We start from the raw sequence: 14162 nt of genomic DNA, 5'->3' as shown, positions 1-14162 counted from the left end.
GAGCGTTGACAAATCCCCGTGAAGCGCGGCACAGTGACGGCCATCACATCATGGAAGCGCTCTCACCCCACGGGGCGAGGGGTGTTTCCCCACCCCGCCCCCAGGAGACCATCGTGCGCAAGACCACCCACCGACTCGCCCTCGGGCTGGCCACGGCCGCCCTCGGCCTGACCGCCGCCTGCGGTGGTGGCGGCGGCGACGACGACGCCACCGGCACCATCGAGCTCACCACGTTCGGGGAGTTCGGCTACGACGACCTCGTGAAGCAGTGGAACGAGGACAACCCCGACACCCCGGTCAAGCAGACCAAGGTCTCCAAGTGGGACGACTGGAAGAACGAGCTCAACACCATGCTCCAGGCCGGCACCGGCCTGCCCGACGTCGTGGCGGTCGAGGGCGACTTCATGCCCGCGATCGTCGCCGCGCCCGATCGCTGGGTCGACCTCGCCAGCGACGACGTGAAGGGCCGCTGGCTCGACTTTAAGGAGAAGGAGGCCACCACCGCCGACGGCGCCCTCCTGGGCTACGCGACCGACGCCGGGCCCGAGGCCATCTGCTACCGCGCCGACCTGTTCGAGAAGGCCGGCCTGCCGAGCGACCGCGAGGAGGTGGCCGCCCTGATGTCCACCTGGGACGACTACTTCGCCCTCGGCGAGAAGTTCACGAAGGCCAGCCCCGACGTCGCCTGGTACGACGCCTCCGGCTCGATCGCCCAGGCCATGCTCAACCAGGTCGAGTTCCCGTTCGAGCAGGAGGACGGCACGGTCGACGTCGACAACGCCGAGCTCAAGGAGGTCTGGGAGACCGTCACGAGCCGCTCCGACTCCCTCTCGACGCAGACGGCGCAGTGGAGCGACGACTGGAACGCCGGCTTCGCGCGCGACGGCTTCGCGACGATCCCGTGCCCAGGCTGGATGCGCAACCCCATCAAGGACAACACCGGCGACCCCGCCCCCGACGGCGTCGTGTGGGACATCGCCGACGTCTTCCCCGGCGGTGGCGGCAACTGGGGCGGCTCCTACCTCGCGGTCCCGCAGACGTCGAAGAAGCAGGACGCGGCCCGCGAGTTCGCCGCCTGGATCACGGCGCCGGAGCAGCAGCTGACGATCTTCGAGACCCTCGGCAACTTCCCGTCGCAGGTGGAGGCGCTCGAGAGCCCCGACCTGCTGTCGGTGACCGACGAGTACTTCAACGACGCGCCGGTCGGTGAGATCTTCTCCTCGCGCGCCGACGCGATCGACGTGCAGCCGTTCCACGGGCCGCTCTACTCCGACATCCTGACCAAGTTCCAGGACGCCATCAACCGGGTCGACCAGGGCACCGACCCCGACGAGTCGTGGGCCTCGTTCGTCTCGGAGGTGAAGGCGCTCCAGTGACCACGACCCTCGAGCGCCCGGTGGAGGAGCGACGTCTCCTCCGCCGGGCGCGGCGGTCCCAGTGGGACGTGCGCCTGGCGCCGTACCTCTACGTCTCGCCCTTCTTCGTCCTGTTCGGGCTCGTCGGCCTCTTCCCCCTCGTCTACACCGGCTTCCTCGCCGTGCACGACTGGGACCGGCTCGCGTACTCGCGCGGTGAGTTCGTCGGCCTCGACAACTTCCGGTTCGTCCTCGCCGACCCGGTGTTCCGCAAGTCCATGGTCAACACCTTCAGCATCTTCGTGCTGTCGACGATCCCGCAGGTCGTCATCGCGGTGCTGGTGGCCGCCCTGCTGAGCACCCGGCTGCGGGCGAGCGGGCTGTGGCGCATGAGCGTGCTGCTGCCCTTCGTGGTGGCCCCGACCGCGGCGGTCCTGATCTTCGGCAGCCTGTTCGCCGACCGCTACGGCCTCGTGAACGCCGCCCTCACCGAGCTGGGCCTCGAGCCGATCCGCTGGCACGTCGAGCGGCTGTGGAGCCACGTGGCCATCGCCGGCATGGTCAACTGGCGCTGGACCGGGTACAACGCGCTCATCTTCCTGGCCGCCATGCAGGCCATCCCGCGCGACCTCTACGAGGCGGCCGCACTCGACGGCGCCGGTCGGGTCCGCCAGTTCTTCTCCGTCACGCTTCCGCTGCTGCGCCCGACGATGATCTTCGTCATCGTCACCAGCACGATCGGCGGGCTGCAGATCTTCACCGAGCCGCGGCTCTTCGACGACACCCCGGCCCGCGAGGGCGGCCCGAGCCAGCAGTACATGACGACGACGCTCTACGTGTACGCCCGCGGGATCGAGGACCAGTTCTACGGACGTGCCTCCGCGGCCGCCTGGGTGCTGTTCCTCGTGATCGTCGCGATCGCGCTGGTCAACTTCCTCGTCGTCCGAGCAGCCACCCGAAGGAGCGAGCGATGAGCAGGCGTCCGGGCTTCGTCACCTACGGCCTGCTGGCCGCGTTCGTCATCGGCTCCGCCCTGCCGCTCTACTGGTCCGTCGTCATCGGCTCCCACACGCGGGAGCGCGCCACCTCGTTCCCGCCGCCCCTGCTGCCCGGCGGGCACTTCCTCGAGAACGCCGCACGCGTGCTCGACACCGTCGAGTTCTGGCAGGCCATGGTGAACAGCCTCGTCGTGTCCACGGCGTGCGCGACGTCCGTGGTGTTCTTCTCCACGCTCGCCGGCTACGCCTTCGCCAAGCTGCGGTTCCGCGGCAGCAACGCGCTCATGGGCTTCGTGGTGCTGACGATGGCCGTGCCGACGCAGCTGGCCATGGTGCCGCTGTTCATCCTGATGCGCGACTACGCGCTGCTCGACACGCTCGTCGCGGTGGCGCTGCCCACCTTGGTGACGGCCTTCGGCGTGTTCTTCATGCGTCAGTACCTGGTGGACGCCGTGCCCGACGAGCTGCTCGAGGCCGCCCGCATGGACGGCTGCTCGATGCTGCGCACCTTCTGGACGGTGGCGGTCCCGGCGGGGCGGCCCGCGATGGCGATCCTGTTCGTCTTCACGTTCATGACGGTCTGGACCGACTACCTGTGGCCGCTCGTCGCGCTGCAGCGCACCGAGACCCTGCAGCTGGCGCTCGACCGGCTGGCCCTGACCGGGCAGGGGCAGTCGACCGACTACGCCCTGGTGCTCGCGGGGTCGGCCATGTCGACGGTGCCCCTCCTGATCCTGTTCGTCCTCGCCGGCCGACAGCTCGTCGCCGGCATCATGCAAGGAGCCGTCAAGGGATGACCGAGACATCTTTCCCCTCCAGCTTCCTCTGGGGCGCGGCCACCGCCGCCTTCCAGATCGAGGGAGCCCACGACCAGGACGGCCGGACCCCGTCGATCTGGGACACGTTCGCGCGGGTCCCGGGAGCCGTGCTCGACGGCGACACCGGTGACGTCGCGTGCGACCACTACTACCGGGTCGAGGAGGACGTCGACATCATGGCGTCGCTCAACCTCGACGCCTATCGCTTCTCCACGTCGTGGGCACGCGTCCGGCCCGACGGCGGGGAGCCGAACCAGCGCGGTGTCGACTTCTACGCCCGGCTCGTGGACACGCTGCTCGACCGGGGCATCACCCCGTGGGTGACGCTCTACCACTGGGACCTGCCGCAGGTGCTCGAGGACGCCGGCGGCTGGACGAACCGCGACACCGTGCACCGGTTCGCCGAGTACGCCCTCACGCTGCACGACGCCCTCGGCGACCGCGTGCCCTACTGGACCACGCTGAACGAGCCGTGGTGCTCGGCCTTCCTCGGCTACACCGGCGGCCAGCACGCGCCCGGACGACAGGAGGGCGTGGCGGGCCTCGTGGCCGCGCACCACCTGATGCTCGGCCACGGCCTGGTCGTCGACGAGCTGCGCCGCCGCGGGGTCGACGGGCGCGAGGGCGGGCAGGTGGGCATCACGCTCAACCTCACCGTGCCGGAGCCCTTCGACCCGACCGAGCCGGCCGACGTGGCCGCGTCGCACCGGGTCGAGCACCTGTTCAACCGGGTGTTCCTCGACCCGATCCTGCGCGGGTCCTACGCCGAGGAGATCCACCAGCTCACCGACGGGCTGTGCTGGCGCGGTCACCCGTGGCAGTCGGCGATCCGTGACGGCGACCTCGCGCTCATCGGTGCACCGATCGACGTGCTCGGCGTGAACTACTACCACGGCGACGCGGCCTCCGGCCGTCCTCACCGCGACGCCGACCTCCTCGGCTCCCGCATCCGGCACCCCTCCCGGGAGACCACGTCGCCCTACCCCGGTGGCGAGGCGATCACCTTCCCGCGGCGGGGACTGCCCGTGACCGGTCTGGACTGGGAGGTCCAGCCCGAGGGACTCACCGACCTGCTCGTCGCGCTGAACGACGACTACGACCTGCCGGCCGTGTACGTGACCGAGAACGGCGCCGCCTACCCCGACGTCGTGGCCGACGACGGCACGGTCGACGACCCCGAGCGCCTGGCGTTCGTCGCCGGACACCTGCGGGCGGTCCACGCGGCGATCGAGAAGGGGGTCGACGTGCGCGGCTACTTCGTGTGGTCGCTGCTCGACAACTTCGAGTGGGCCTACGGCTACGACCAGCGGTTCGGCATCGTCCGCGTCGACTACGAGACCCAGCAGCGCACGCCCAAGTCGAGCGCTCTCTGGTACTCCCGCGTGGCGGCGCAGGGGATCCTCTAACGTGCGACGGGTGAGCGAGGACCTGACGGCACCCGGTGGTGCCCCGACGCTCGACGAGGTCGCCCGGCTCGCGGGCGTCTCGCGCGCCACCGCGTCGCGCGCCATCAACGGCGGTCATCGGGTGTCGCCACGGGCGCTGACCGCCGTCGAGGAGGCGGTCCGCACCCTGGGCTACCGGCCCAACCCGGCCGCGCGCAGCCTCGTGACTCGTCGCACGGACTCGGTCGCGCTCGTGGTGCCGGAGCCCGACGAGCGCGTGTTCGCGGACCCGTTCTTCGGCCACACGCTGCGCAGCGTGAACCGCGTGCTCGACGAGCGCGACCTGCAGCTCGTGCTGCTGCTCGCCCGCCCCGGCGAGGAGGGCCGCCTCCTGCGGTACCTGAGCCGACGCAACATCGACGGCGCCCTCGTCGTCTCGCACCACCGGCACGACCGGCTGGCCGAGCACCTCAGCGGCCTCGGCCTCCCGGCGGTCTTCGTGGGCCGGCCCTGGGCCGCGGTGCAGACCCTGTCGTGGGTCGACACCGACAACGTCGCGGGTGGACGGCTCGCGGCGCAGCGACTGCTCGACGGCGGTCGGCGCCGGCTCGCGACAATCGCCGGACCGGCGGACATGGCCGCGGGCGCCGACCGGCTCGCCGGGTGGTGCGAGGTCGTGGAGGGCGCCGGTCTGTCGGCCTCGGCCGTGCGGCGCGGCGACTTCACCGAGTCCGGGGGTCTTGCCGCGGGTCGCGCGCTGCTCGCCGAGCACCCCGACCTCGACGGCCTGTTCGCCGCCTCGGACCTGATGGCGGCGGGCGCCCTGCGCGCCCTCGCCGAGGCGGGTCGCAGCGTCCCCGGCGACGTCGCCGTGGTCGGCTACGACGACCTCGAGGTGGCCGAGCGGACCTCGCCGACCCTCACCACGGTGCGCAACCCGGTCGGCGAGATGGTGGAACGGGCCACCCGGCTGCTGCTCGACCAGCTCGCCGACGTCGGGGAGCGCGAGGCCGAGCAGGTCGTCTTCCCTCCCGCGTTGGTCTCCCGCGACAGCGCCTGAGCCCCTACGATGCGGGCGTGAGCACGTCCGACCAGCCAGCGTTCGACCCGAGCCTGCTCATCGACGTCGCGGCCGACTTCCTGTTCGACGGCGGACCGACCCTCACGCAGCGCGAGGTGGCGGAGCGTTCCGGCATGGACCTCGACCTCGCGAACGACCTGTGGCGCTACCTCGGCTTCCCGGAGGTCGAGGACGACAAGGTCGCGTTCACCGAGGCCGACGTCGCGGCGCTGGAGGTCACGAAGCGGCTGATCGACCTCGGGGTGCTCGAGGAGGACCGGCTGCCGCAGTTCGTCCGGTCGCTCGGGCGGACCTTCGCCCGGCTCGCCGACTGGCAGACGCGCCTCCTGCTCGGGGTCCTGCAGACCGAGGACGGGGGCCAGCCGCCGCTCGACGTGCTCGCCGAGGTGATCCCGATGGTCGAGGAGGTGCAGGGCTACGTGTGGCGGCGGCACCTGCTGGCCACTGCCTCGCGGATCGCGCTGCGCGACGTGCGGTCGGAGTCCGAGCGCCATCTCGTCGTCGGGTTCGTCGACATCGTCGGGTACACCTCGCGCAGCCGGCAGATGAGTCCTCGCGCGCTCGGTGCGATGGTCGAGTGGTTCGAGCGCGTCGTCACCGAGCTGGTCGTTCAGCACGGCGGACAGGTGATCAAGACCATCGGTGACGAGGCCCTGTTCACGGTCGACGACCCGACCGAGGCCGCGCTGCTCGCGCTCGAGCTGGTCGAGCGTGCCGAGGCCGACGAGCAGTTCCCCGACGTCCGCGTCGGGCTCGCCCACGGTCCCGTGCTCGCCCGCCTGGGCGACGTGTTCGGCTCGACGGTCAACATCGCTGCGCGGCTCACCTCGGTGGCGCGCCCGGCGCGCGTCCTCGTCGACCACGACCTCGCCGAGCTGCTCGACCACGACGACTTCCGGCTGCGCCGCACACGGCGGGTCTCGGTGAAGGGCTACGAGCACCTCGAGCCGTGGGCGCTCAAGCGTCCACGCGAGAGCTGAGCGTCCGCGCCACCGCGTTGGCGGCAGCGCGCCCGGCCCGGTTCGCCCCGATCGTCGAGGCCGACGGTCCGTAGCCGACGAGCTGCACCCGCGGGTCGGCGGTGGCCGTCGTGGACGTGGCGAGCGTGGCGCCCAGCTGGATGCCACCCCTCGGTGAGCGCAGGTGCAGCGGCGCCAGGTGGTCGACGTCGGGGCGGAAGCCGGTGGCCCAGAGGATCACGTCGACCTGTTCCGTCCGCCGCCCACGGCCCGGCACCCCCGCCGGGTCGTCGCCCCACACGGCGCCGTCCGGCTCGAGCCGGTCGAACATCGGCAGCCGCTCGTAGGCGCCGAGCCGCTCGGCCTCGGCCTCCTGCTCGCGCAGCATCAGCCCGGTCACGCTCACGACGCTGCGCGGCGGGAGCCCGGCCCGGACCCGCTCCTCGACCATCGCCACGGCCTCGCGGCCCGCCTCGGGGTCGAAGGGCTCGGTGCGCCACACGGGCGCGCGGCGGGTCACCCACAGGGTGTCCGTGACCGGCCGCAGCGCGCCGAGGAACTGGACGGCCGAGGCGCCGCCGCCGACCACCATGACGCGCCGGCCGCGGAAGTGCTCCGGGCCGGGGTAGTCGACGGTGTGCAGCTGCTCGCCTGCGAAGACCTCCTGGCCGGGGTAGCGCGGCACGAACGGCCGCCGCCAGGTCCCGGTGGCGTTCACCAGGGTCCGGGTGCGCCAGGTGCGGTCACCGGCGTGGACGACGAGGAGGTCGTCCCCCGTTCCTGGCACCGACTCGACCCGGTCGACCGCCACCGGTCGTTCGACCGGCAGGTCGTGCGCCCGCTCGTACGCGGCGAAGTAGGCGGGCACGAAGACGTTGGCCCGCTCGTGACCCTCGGCCGGGGGCACGGGCGCGTCGGGCAGGTCGGCCACGCCGTGCACGTCGGACATGGTCAGCGCGTCCCAGCGGTGCTGCCACGCACCGCCCGGCGCGTCGTCGGCGTCGAGCACGACGTGCCGCACCCCACGTCGGGCCAGGTGGTACGACGCGGAGAGGCCGGCCTGGCCTGCACCGATCACCACGCTCTCGAGGACCTCCACGTCCACGGGAACGCCTGGAAGCCCGGGTCTATGCCCGTCAGCCGTGCAGCCGGGAACCCTTGAGCGACTTGTCGACCGCGTTCTTCGGCCCGTGCACCGCGATCCCCACGAGGTCGAGCGCGTCGGTCGGCACCGCCGCGACGGCCGCGCGGTTGGCGGCGTCGTGGCCGGTCGAGAACATCTCGTGGGTGTAGACCGCGAGGGGCAGCGCTCGGGACACGACCTTCGCGTGGGCTCGAGAGAGGGTGGCGGCATCAGCGGTCAGGACGACGACGGGCTGGCGCAGCAGTGGCAGGTAGCGCTGCCCGTCGGCGTCCTCGTACGGCTCGCCGAGGAGCTCGGGGTTCGCGGCGACCCCGCTCACGAGGAAGGCGGTCACGTTGAGCTCCTGCCAGGGGAGCAGGTCGTCGCGCAGGACGACGGCGATCTTGGTGTCGAAGCGGATGTCCTCCATGGCCACCACGATCCGCCCCCGGCCCGGGCGCGGTCTTGTACGTTCCTGACATGGCCGAGCAGGTGCGGGCCTGGGCGCCGCAGGCACCCCTGGTCCGCGAGGTGTTCCACGCGACGATGACCTCGCACGCGTACCCGGCGCACACCCACGACACCTGGACGGTGCTGCTGATCGACGAGGGGTGCGTGGCGTACGACCTCGACCGGCACGCGCGCACGGCGCCGGAGCGGCACGTCAGCCTGCTGCCGCCGCACGTCACCCACGACGGTCGGTCGGCCTCGCAGGACCACGGCTTCCGCAAGCGCGTCCTCTACCTCGACGCCACCTGGTTGCCGGCGTCGGTGACCGGCCACGCCGTCGACCGTCCGGTGCTGCCCGGTGCTGCGGCCCGGGCACTCACCGAGGAGCTCCACGAGGTGCTCGCCCGACCCGAGGACACCTGGCAGGCGGAGTCGCTGCTGCTGGGCCTGCGCGACGTCGTGCTCGGCTCGGGCCGGCAGGTGATCCCCCCTGCTGCCGACGTCCCGGCCGCGCGGGCGCTGCGCGACGTGCTCGACGACCACGTCGTCGACGGGATCACGCTCGAGGAGGCCGCCGGTCTGCTCGGCCGCTCACCGGCGCACCTGGCGCGGTCGTTCCAGCGGGCCTACGGGCTGCCGCCGCACCGCTACGTCGTGGGTCGACGGGTCGACCGGGCTCGCGCGCTGCTGTTGCACGGCGTCCCCGCCGCGGACGCCGCCACCGCAGCCGGGTTCTGGGACCAGGCGCACCTCACCCGGCACTTCCGTCGGACCGTCGGCACCACGCCCGCCCGCTTCGCCAGGTCGGTCTAGACCGCGGTCTGGCGGATCAGCCTCAGGACGAGCTCGGGGTCGTCGGCCATCGGCACGTGACCGCAGCCGGGCAGGGGCTCGTGGCGGGCCTGCGGCAGGCGGGACTTCGCGACGGCTGCCTGGGCGTAGGGCAGGAGGCGGTCCTTCGTGCCCCACGCGACGGTGGTGGGGACCGGCACCTGGCTCGCGAAGCGGTACGTGACGCCTTCCCGAGCGGTGCGCTCGAAGGCCGTCGCGTGCTTGAGGGCGAGCGAGTCGCCGTAGGTGTGGTCGGCGTCGTGGCGCTCGGGTCGGGCGTAGAGGATCGCGCCGATGGCCCGCCGTCCGCGCAGGTCGGCGGCCAGGCGCTGGAGCAGTCGCGCCGGGGTGAGCAGCGCCGACAGCCGCATGAGCAGCAGCGGCACGAGCGCCTGGAACCGGTTGACGGGTCCGAAGAACCCGGCGGGGCTGAGCGCCGTCACCGACGAGACGAGGCCGCGGGAGCCGAGCTCGAGCGCGATGGCGCCGCCGAGGGAGTTGCCCACGACGTGCGGCTTCGCGACGCCCCACCGCTCGAACTGGTCGAGCATGTGCTCGCACGCGTTCTCCATCGAGTACCGGACGCCGCCGGCGAAGGCGGGGGACTCGCCGAACCCGGACAGGTCGGGGGCGATCACGTCGTAGTCGCGGGCGAGGTCGTCCAGGAGCGGGTCCCAGGCCTGGCGACGGTGGCCGATGCCGTGCAGGAGGACGAGCGGGGGAGCGCCGGGCGTGCCGCGTCGGGTGTAGGCGAGATCAGGATGCACGGCAGCATGGTGCCACATACCGACGGTATCTCGACACCCTCTCGACATCGTGACAGTAGGACTGTCACAATGGTGCTGTGACGATCAACTCCGGTTCAGGGCCCCTGCAGGGCGTGCGCGTCGTCGAGATCGTGGGCATCGGCCCCGGTCCCTTCGCGGCCATGATGCTCGCCGACCTCGGCGCCGACGTCGTCCGGGTGCACCGCCCCGGCGGCGGTGGCCTCCAGCTCACGACCCCCGAGCAGGACCTGCTCGGCCGCGGTCGCCCCTCCGTCGCGCTGGACCTCAAGGACCCCCGTGGCGTCGAGACCGTGCTGCGGCTCGTCGAGTCCGCCGACGTGCTGCTCGAGGGCTTCCGTCCCGGCGTCACCGAGCGCCTCGGCATCGGCCCCGACGCCTGCCTGGCCCGCAACCCCGCGCTCGTCTACGGCCGCATGACCGGGTGGGGCCAGGACGGACCGCTCAGCCAGACCGCGGGCCACGACATGAACTACATCGCCGTCGCCGGTGCGCTCGACCCGATCGGCCGCCGACCCGGCGACGCCCCCACGTTCCCGATGAACCTGCTCGGCGACTTCGGCGGCGGGTCCCTCTACCTGGTCGCCGGCGTGCTGGCCGCGGTGCTGCACGCGCGCAGCACGGGCGAGGGCCAGGTCGTCGACGCCGCCATCACCGACGGCACCGCCCACCTCATGACCATGGCCGTCACGATGCAGCAGTCGGGCAGCTGGGACGGGCGTCGCGGCACCAACCTGCTCGGTGGGGCCGCGCCCTTCTACGACGTCTTCGAGACCTCCGACGGGCGCTGGATGTCCGTCGGCCCCCTGGAGCCGCAGTTCTTCGCCGCGTTCACCGACCTCCTGGGAGGCGACCTGCCCGGCCAGTACGAGCTCGAGCGCTGGCCCGAGCTGCGCGACCGGATCGAGGATCGGTTCGCCGCTCGCAGCCAGGCCGAGTGGGTGGAGGTCTTCGAGGGCAGCGACGCCTGCGTGCACCCGGTGCTCCCGCTGGCCGAGGCCTACGAGCACCCGCACAACGTCGCGCGGGGCACCTACGTGGAGCACCACGGCACCACCCAGCCCGCGCCGGCCCCACGCTTCTCGCGCACCGAGGCCCGCCTCGGCTCCGCGCCCGAGGCGCCCGGCGCCAGCACACGTGACGCACTGACCGCCTGGGGCATCGACGACGTCGAGTCCCTCATCGCCGACGGCGTCGCCGTCCAGGCCTGACCGACCATCTCGCAAGCACCGAAAGAGGACCCCATGAAGCGCACCATCTTCGACGCCGACCACGAATCCTTCCGCGACACCGTCCGCACGTTCTGCGAGAAGGAGATCGCGCCGCACCACGACCAGTGGGAGAAGGACGGCATCGTCCCCCGCGAGGTCTGGGAGAAGGCCGGCGAGCTGGGCCTGCTCGGCTTCATGATGCCGGAGGAGCACGGCGGAGGCGGCATCGACGACTTCCGCTACAACGCGATCCTGTCCGAGGAGATCACCCGGGTCGGGGCGAGCGGCATCGGCTTCGTCATCCAGACCGACCTCGTGTCCGGCTACCTGCTCTCCTACGCCACCGACGAGCAGAAGGCGCGCTGGTTCCCGAAGTTCTGCAGCGGCGAGATGATCACGGCCATCGCCATGACCGAGCCGGGCACCGGCTCGGACCTGCAGGGCATCAAGACCCGCGCGGTGCTGGAGGGCGACGAGTACGTCATCAACGGCTCCAAGACCTTCATCACCAACGGCATCAACGCCGACCTCGTGCTGGTCGTCTGCCAGACCGACCCCGAGGCCGGCGCGATGGGCTTCTCGCTCATCGCGGTGGAGCGGGGCACGCCCGGCTTCGAGCGTGGTCGCAACCTCGACAAGATCGGCCTGAAGGCCCAGGACACCGCCGAGCTCTACTTCGAGAACGTGCGCGTGCCCAAGGAGAACCTCATCGGCGAGCCCGGCCAGGGCTTCATCTACCTGATGGAGAAGCTGCCCCAGGAGCGTCTCTCGATCTCCGTGGTCGCAGCCGCCGCGTGCCGCGCCGCGATCGACATGACGCTCGACTACGTCAAGGAGCGCAAGGCGTTCGGCAAGCCCGTCGGCTCCTTCCAGAACAGCCGCTTCGTGCTGGCCGAGCTGGAGACCGAGGCGAGGATCGCGCAGGTGTTCGTCGACGAGTCGATCACGCAGCACAACCGCGGCGACCTCACCGTCTCCGACGCCGCCATGGGCAAGTGGTGGACCACCGAGCTGCAGAAGAAGACCGTCGACAGGTGCCTCCAGCTGCACGGTGGCTACGGGTACATGAGCGAGTACCCGATCTCCAAGGCGTACCTCGACACCCGCATCCAGACGATCTACGGCGGCACCACCGAGATCATGAAGGAGATCATCGGGCGTTCCATGGGCCTGTGACCTTCGGCGTGCCGACGGGCACCACGCGGCCTAGGCCGCGTGGTGCCCGTCCGTCGTAGGTCACGCCTGGCGCTCGGACTCCTGCTCCTTCGCCTTCTCCCGACGGTAGGAGGGGAGGGAGGCCAGCACGCCGGCGCCGAGGATCAGCACCACGCCACCGAGCGACCACTCGGGCCCGACCTTGCCGAAGATCTCCCCGTAGGTCATCTTCGCGGCGATGAACACGAGCAGCGCGGCGAGTGCGGCCTTGAGGTGGCGCAGTCGCGCCACGAGCTCGGCCACGAGGAAGAACAGCGGCCGCAGGCCCAGCAGCGCGAACGCGTTGGCGGCGAACACGACGTAGGTGTCGGTGGTGATGCCGAGGATCGCGGGAACCGAGTCGACGGCGAAGATGATGTCGACGACGGCGATGGCCACCAGCGCGGCGCCCGCCGTGGTCAGCATGCGCTTGCCGTCGACCTTCGCGAGGAGCTTGTCGCCGTGGTCGCCCTCGGCGATCGTCATGCGGTTCTTGACGCCCTCGATCAGCTTCTCGTCACCGTCGTGGTCGTTGCGGTGACGCCACAGCCGCAGGCCCGTCCAGGCGAGCAGCGCGGCGAACGGGTACGTCAGCCAGGAGGCGGCGTCGAGCGCGGCGGCACCGACCAGGATGAAGATCAGCCGCAGCACCAGGGCGAGCACGATGCCGTACGTCAGCAGGCGCACCCGCTTCGGTGTCGGGATGGCGAAGGCGCCGAAGACGACGAGGAAGACGAACACGTTGTCCAGCGACAACGACTTCTCCACGAGGTAGCCGGCGAGGTAGGTCGTGGACTGCTCGGTGGTGCCGAACAGGTAGAGAACGCCGCCGAAGGCCAGGGCGATCGCGATCCAGACGATGCTCCAGATCGCGGCGACGCGCGGCGGCATGTCGTCGCGGGCCCGCACCAGGATCAGGTCGACGACGAGCAGGATCGCCAGGGCGGCGAACAGCAGGGTCCAGTCCAGAGGAGTGCCGAGAGGCATGAGGGAACGTCCTTCGCGGTGCAGTGTCAGGTCTGACAGGGATCGCGAAGGTTTCTCCACCCGGGAGGGCCACCTGGTGCGGATCCGGATGGCCGGACCGTGCTGACGCACTCAGGTCGACGGGATACTTCCCTTCGATGTGCACGAGTTTACCGAGTGCCGCGAAACGTCGCAGCACGAGCGGACGTGACGTCAGTCGCGGTCGTTGGCCTTGCGCCGCACGGTCCGCCGCTTCTCGTCGTCGACGGCCTCCTCGTACGCGGTGACGAGGGCCTGCACCGTCAGGGGCTTGAACCGCTCGATCATCGCGGTCATCAGCTCGGGCGGCTGGCCCGACGCCACCAGCTGCGGCCACACGGACGTGCGGAACAGCTCGGTCAGCTCGATCGCGAGCGCGCGCCCGTGCTCGGTGACCATGCGCCGCGCGGCGAGCGCGGCGTCGACGGGAAGGCCTGCGTCGAGGAACCCCATGCCGACGGCCAGGTGGGCCGGCGCGAGGCGGAACACGTCCTCGGTCGGGGTGGGCTCGACCACGCCGATGGCCACCAGGACCTCGAGGTCGTCGTCGCTCAGCTGGCGTCCGGCGCGCTTCTCGAGCATCGTCCGGTCGAGCGTCTCGGGCATCTCGGGCGTCCAGGGCGCGAGCAGCGTGCGGTGCAGCGCCACCTGCTCGGGCGTCGCGTCGGCCGGGATCTGCTCGAGGTAGCCCTCGATCGCCGCGAGCGTGAAGCCGTGCGCCTGCAGCTCCTTCACGAGCTCGAGGCGGGCCAGGTGGTCGGGGCCGTAGTAGCCGTTGCGACCCTCCCGGCGCGGCGGCGGGATCAGCCCGCGCCCGGCGTAGAACCGGACCGTGCGGACCGTCATGTCGACGCGCGTGGCGAGCTGCTCCACGCTCATCGTCTCCGTTGCCTGAGGACTCACCCGGCAGAGCGTAGTACCCGGTGTGCGAGATCGACGGATGCGAATGAGGCGTTCGTTCCACTAC

The 14162-nt window shown here is 71.4% G+C and carries 14 protein-coding genes; 9 read left to right on the top strand and 5 right to left on the bottom strand.

The genetic code is table 11. The annotated features are described in order from the left end of the window. Positions 1 to 113: 113 nt before the first annotated feature. Genes ASF35_RS02325 through ASF35_RS02300 form a run of 6 tightly spaced genes read left to right on the top strand, consistent with a single transcriptional unit; the run spans position 114 to position 6617 of the window. A complete protein-coding gene (locus tag ASF35_RS02325) occupies positions 114 to 1376 on the top strand; it encodes an ABC transporter substrate-binding protein (RefSeq protein ID WP_235493082.1) in 1263 nt (420 codons plus the stop codon). Continuing rightward, positions 1373 to 2329, top strand: coding sequence for a carbohydrate ABC transporter permease (locus ASF35_RS02320; RefSeq protein WP_200914473.1), 957 nt, complete (start codon positions 1373 to 1375; stop codon positions 2327 to 2329). Before ASF35_RS02325 ends, ASF35_RS02320 begins: the two co-directional genes overlap by 4 nt. Next, positions 2326 to 3150, top strand: coding sequence for a carbohydrate ABC transporter permease (locus tag ASF35_RS02315; protein ID WP_082480638.1), 825 nt, complete (start codon positions 2326 to 2328; stop codon positions 3148 to 3150). The genes ASF35_RS02320 and ASF35_RS02315 overlap by 4 nt, the downstream gene beginning before the upstream one ends. Further along, positions 3147 to 4577, top strand: a complete 1431-nt coding sequence (locus ASF35_RS02310; protein ID WP_055962227.1) for a GH1 family beta-glucosidase — start codon at positions 3147 to 3149, stop codon at positions 4575 to 4577. The genes ASF35_RS02315 and ASF35_RS02310 overlap by 4 nt, the downstream gene beginning before the upstream one ends. Positions 4578 to 4587: 10 nt before the next feature. After that, positions 4588 to 5616, top strand: coding sequence for a LacI family DNA-binding transcriptional regulator (locus ASF35_RS02305; RefSeq protein WP_235493084.1), 1029 nt, complete (start codon positions 4588 to 4590; stop codon positions 5614 to 5616). A gap of 17 nt (positions 5617 to 5633) precedes the next feature. Beyond that, the gene (locus ASF35_RS02300; RefSeq protein WP_235499090.1) at positions 5634 to 6617 is read left to right on the top strand and encodes an adenylate/guanylate cyclase domain-containing protein; all 984 of its coding nucleotides are present in this window, start codon (positions 5634 to 5636) and stop codon (positions 6615 to 6617) included. On the opposite strand, the gene ASF35_RS02295 is transcribed toward ASF35_RS02300, so the two are convergent. Then, the gene (locus ASF35_RS02295; RefSeq protein ID WP_055962224.1) at positions 6595 to 7695 is read right to left on the bottom strand and encodes an FAD-dependent oxidoreductase; all 1101 of its coding nucleotides are present in this window, start codon (positions 7693 to 7695) and stop codon (positions 6595 to 6597) included. The two genes, ASF35_RS02300 and ASF35_RS02295, sit on opposite strands and share 23 nt — an antisense overlap. Positions 7696 to 7732: 37 nt before the next feature. Next, positions 7733 to 8149: a DUF2000 family protein gene (locus ASF35_RS02290; protein ID WP_055962221.1), complete on the bottom strand. Its 417-nt coding sequence runs from the start codon at positions 8147 to 8149 to the stop codon at positions 7733 to 7735. 50 nt (positions 8150 to 8199) lie between these two features. Between ASF35_RS02290 and ASF35_RS02285 the strand changes: the two genes are divergently transcribed. Next, the gene (locus ASF35_RS02285) at positions 8200 to 8982 is read left to right on the top strand and encodes an AraC family transcriptional regulator (RefSeq protein ID WP_055962218.1); all 783 of its coding nucleotides are present in this window, start codon (positions 8200 to 8202) and stop codon (positions 8980 to 8982) included. Here the strand turns inward: ASF35_RS02285 and ASF35_RS02280 are convergent. Further along, positions 8979 to 9767: an alpha/beta fold hydrolase gene (locus tag ASF35_RS02280; RefSeq protein ID WP_200914472.1), complete on the bottom strand. Its 789-nt coding sequence runs from the start codon at positions 9765 to 9767 to the stop codon at positions 8979 to 8981. The two genes, ASF35_RS02285 and ASF35_RS02280, sit on opposite strands and share 4 nt — an antisense overlap. A 77-nt stretch (positions 9768 to 9844) precedes the next feature. Between ASF35_RS02280 and ASF35_RS02275 the strand changes: the two genes are divergently transcribed. Continuing rightward, positions 9845 to 10996, top strand: a complete 1152-nt coding sequence (locus tag ASF35_RS02275) for a CaiB/BaiF CoA-transferase family protein (protein ID WP_055962212.1) — start codon at positions 9845 to 9847, stop codon at positions 10994 to 10996. Positions 10997 to 11029: 33 nt separating this feature from the next. Then, on the top strand, positions 11030 to 12172 hold the full coding sequence (locus ASF35_RS02270; protein WP_055962209.1) for an acyl-CoA dehydrogenase family protein: 1143 nt from the start codon (positions 11030 to 11032) through the stop codon (positions 12170 to 12172). Positions 12173 to 12232: 60 nt separating this feature from the next. Here ASF35_RS02270 and ASF35_RS02265 read toward each other — a convergent pair whose 3' ends face one another. Both ASF35_RS02265 and ASF35_RS02260 read right to left on the bottom strand, forming a co-directional pair. Then, positions 12233 to 13177, bottom strand: a complete 945-nt coding sequence (locus tag ASF35_RS02265; protein ID WP_055962206.1) for a TerC/Alx family metal homeostasis membrane protein — start codon at positions 13175 to 13177, stop codon at positions 12233 to 12235. A 192-nt stretch (positions 13178 to 13369) separates the two neighbouring features. Continuing rightward, positions 13370 to 14098, bottom strand: a complete 729-nt coding sequence (locus ASF35_RS02260; RefSeq protein WP_164468786.1) for a MerR family transcriptional regulator — start codon at positions 14096 to 14098, stop codon at positions 13370 to 13372. Positions 14099 to 14162 lie beyond the last annotated feature (64 nt).

The sequence above is a fragment of the Aeromicrobium sp. Leaf291 genome, from assembly GCF_001423365.1.
Lineage (GTDB): Bacteria > Actinomycetota > Actinomycetes > Propionibacteriales > Nocardioidaceae > Aeromicrobium.
Note: the sequence above shows the minus strand (reverse complement) of the source record. Positions and strands in the feature narration are given on the sequence as shown.

What these genes read in the sequence shown, in the direction of transcription:
- ASF35_RS02315 (WP_082480638.1), top strand. Translation starts at nt 2,326, where the DNA reads ATGAGCAGGCGTCCGGGCTTCGTCACCTACGGCCTGCTGGCCGCGTTC.
- ASF35_RS02310 (WP_055962227.1), top strand. Translation starts at nt 3,147, where the DNA reads ATGACCGAGACATCTTTCCCCTCCAGCTTCCTCTGGGGCGCGGCCACC.
- ASF35_RS02290 (WP_055962221.1), bottom strand. Translation starts at nt 8,149, where the DNA reads ATGGAGGACATCCGCTTCGACACCAAGATCGCCGTCGTCCTGCGCGAC.
- ASF35_RS02285 (WP_055962218.1), top strand. Translation starts at nt 8,200, where the DNA reads ATGGCCGAGCAGGTGCGGGCCTGGGCGCCGCAGGCACCCCTGGTCCGC.
- ASF35_RS02270 (WP_055962209.1), top strand. Translation starts at nt 11,030, where the DNA reads ATGAAGCGCACCATCTTCGACGCCGACCACGAATCCTTCCGCGACACC.
- ASF35_RS02265 (WP_055962206.1), bottom strand. Translation starts at nt 13,177, where the DNA reads ATGCCTCTCGGCACTCCTCTGGACTGGACCCTGCTGTTCGCCGCCCTG.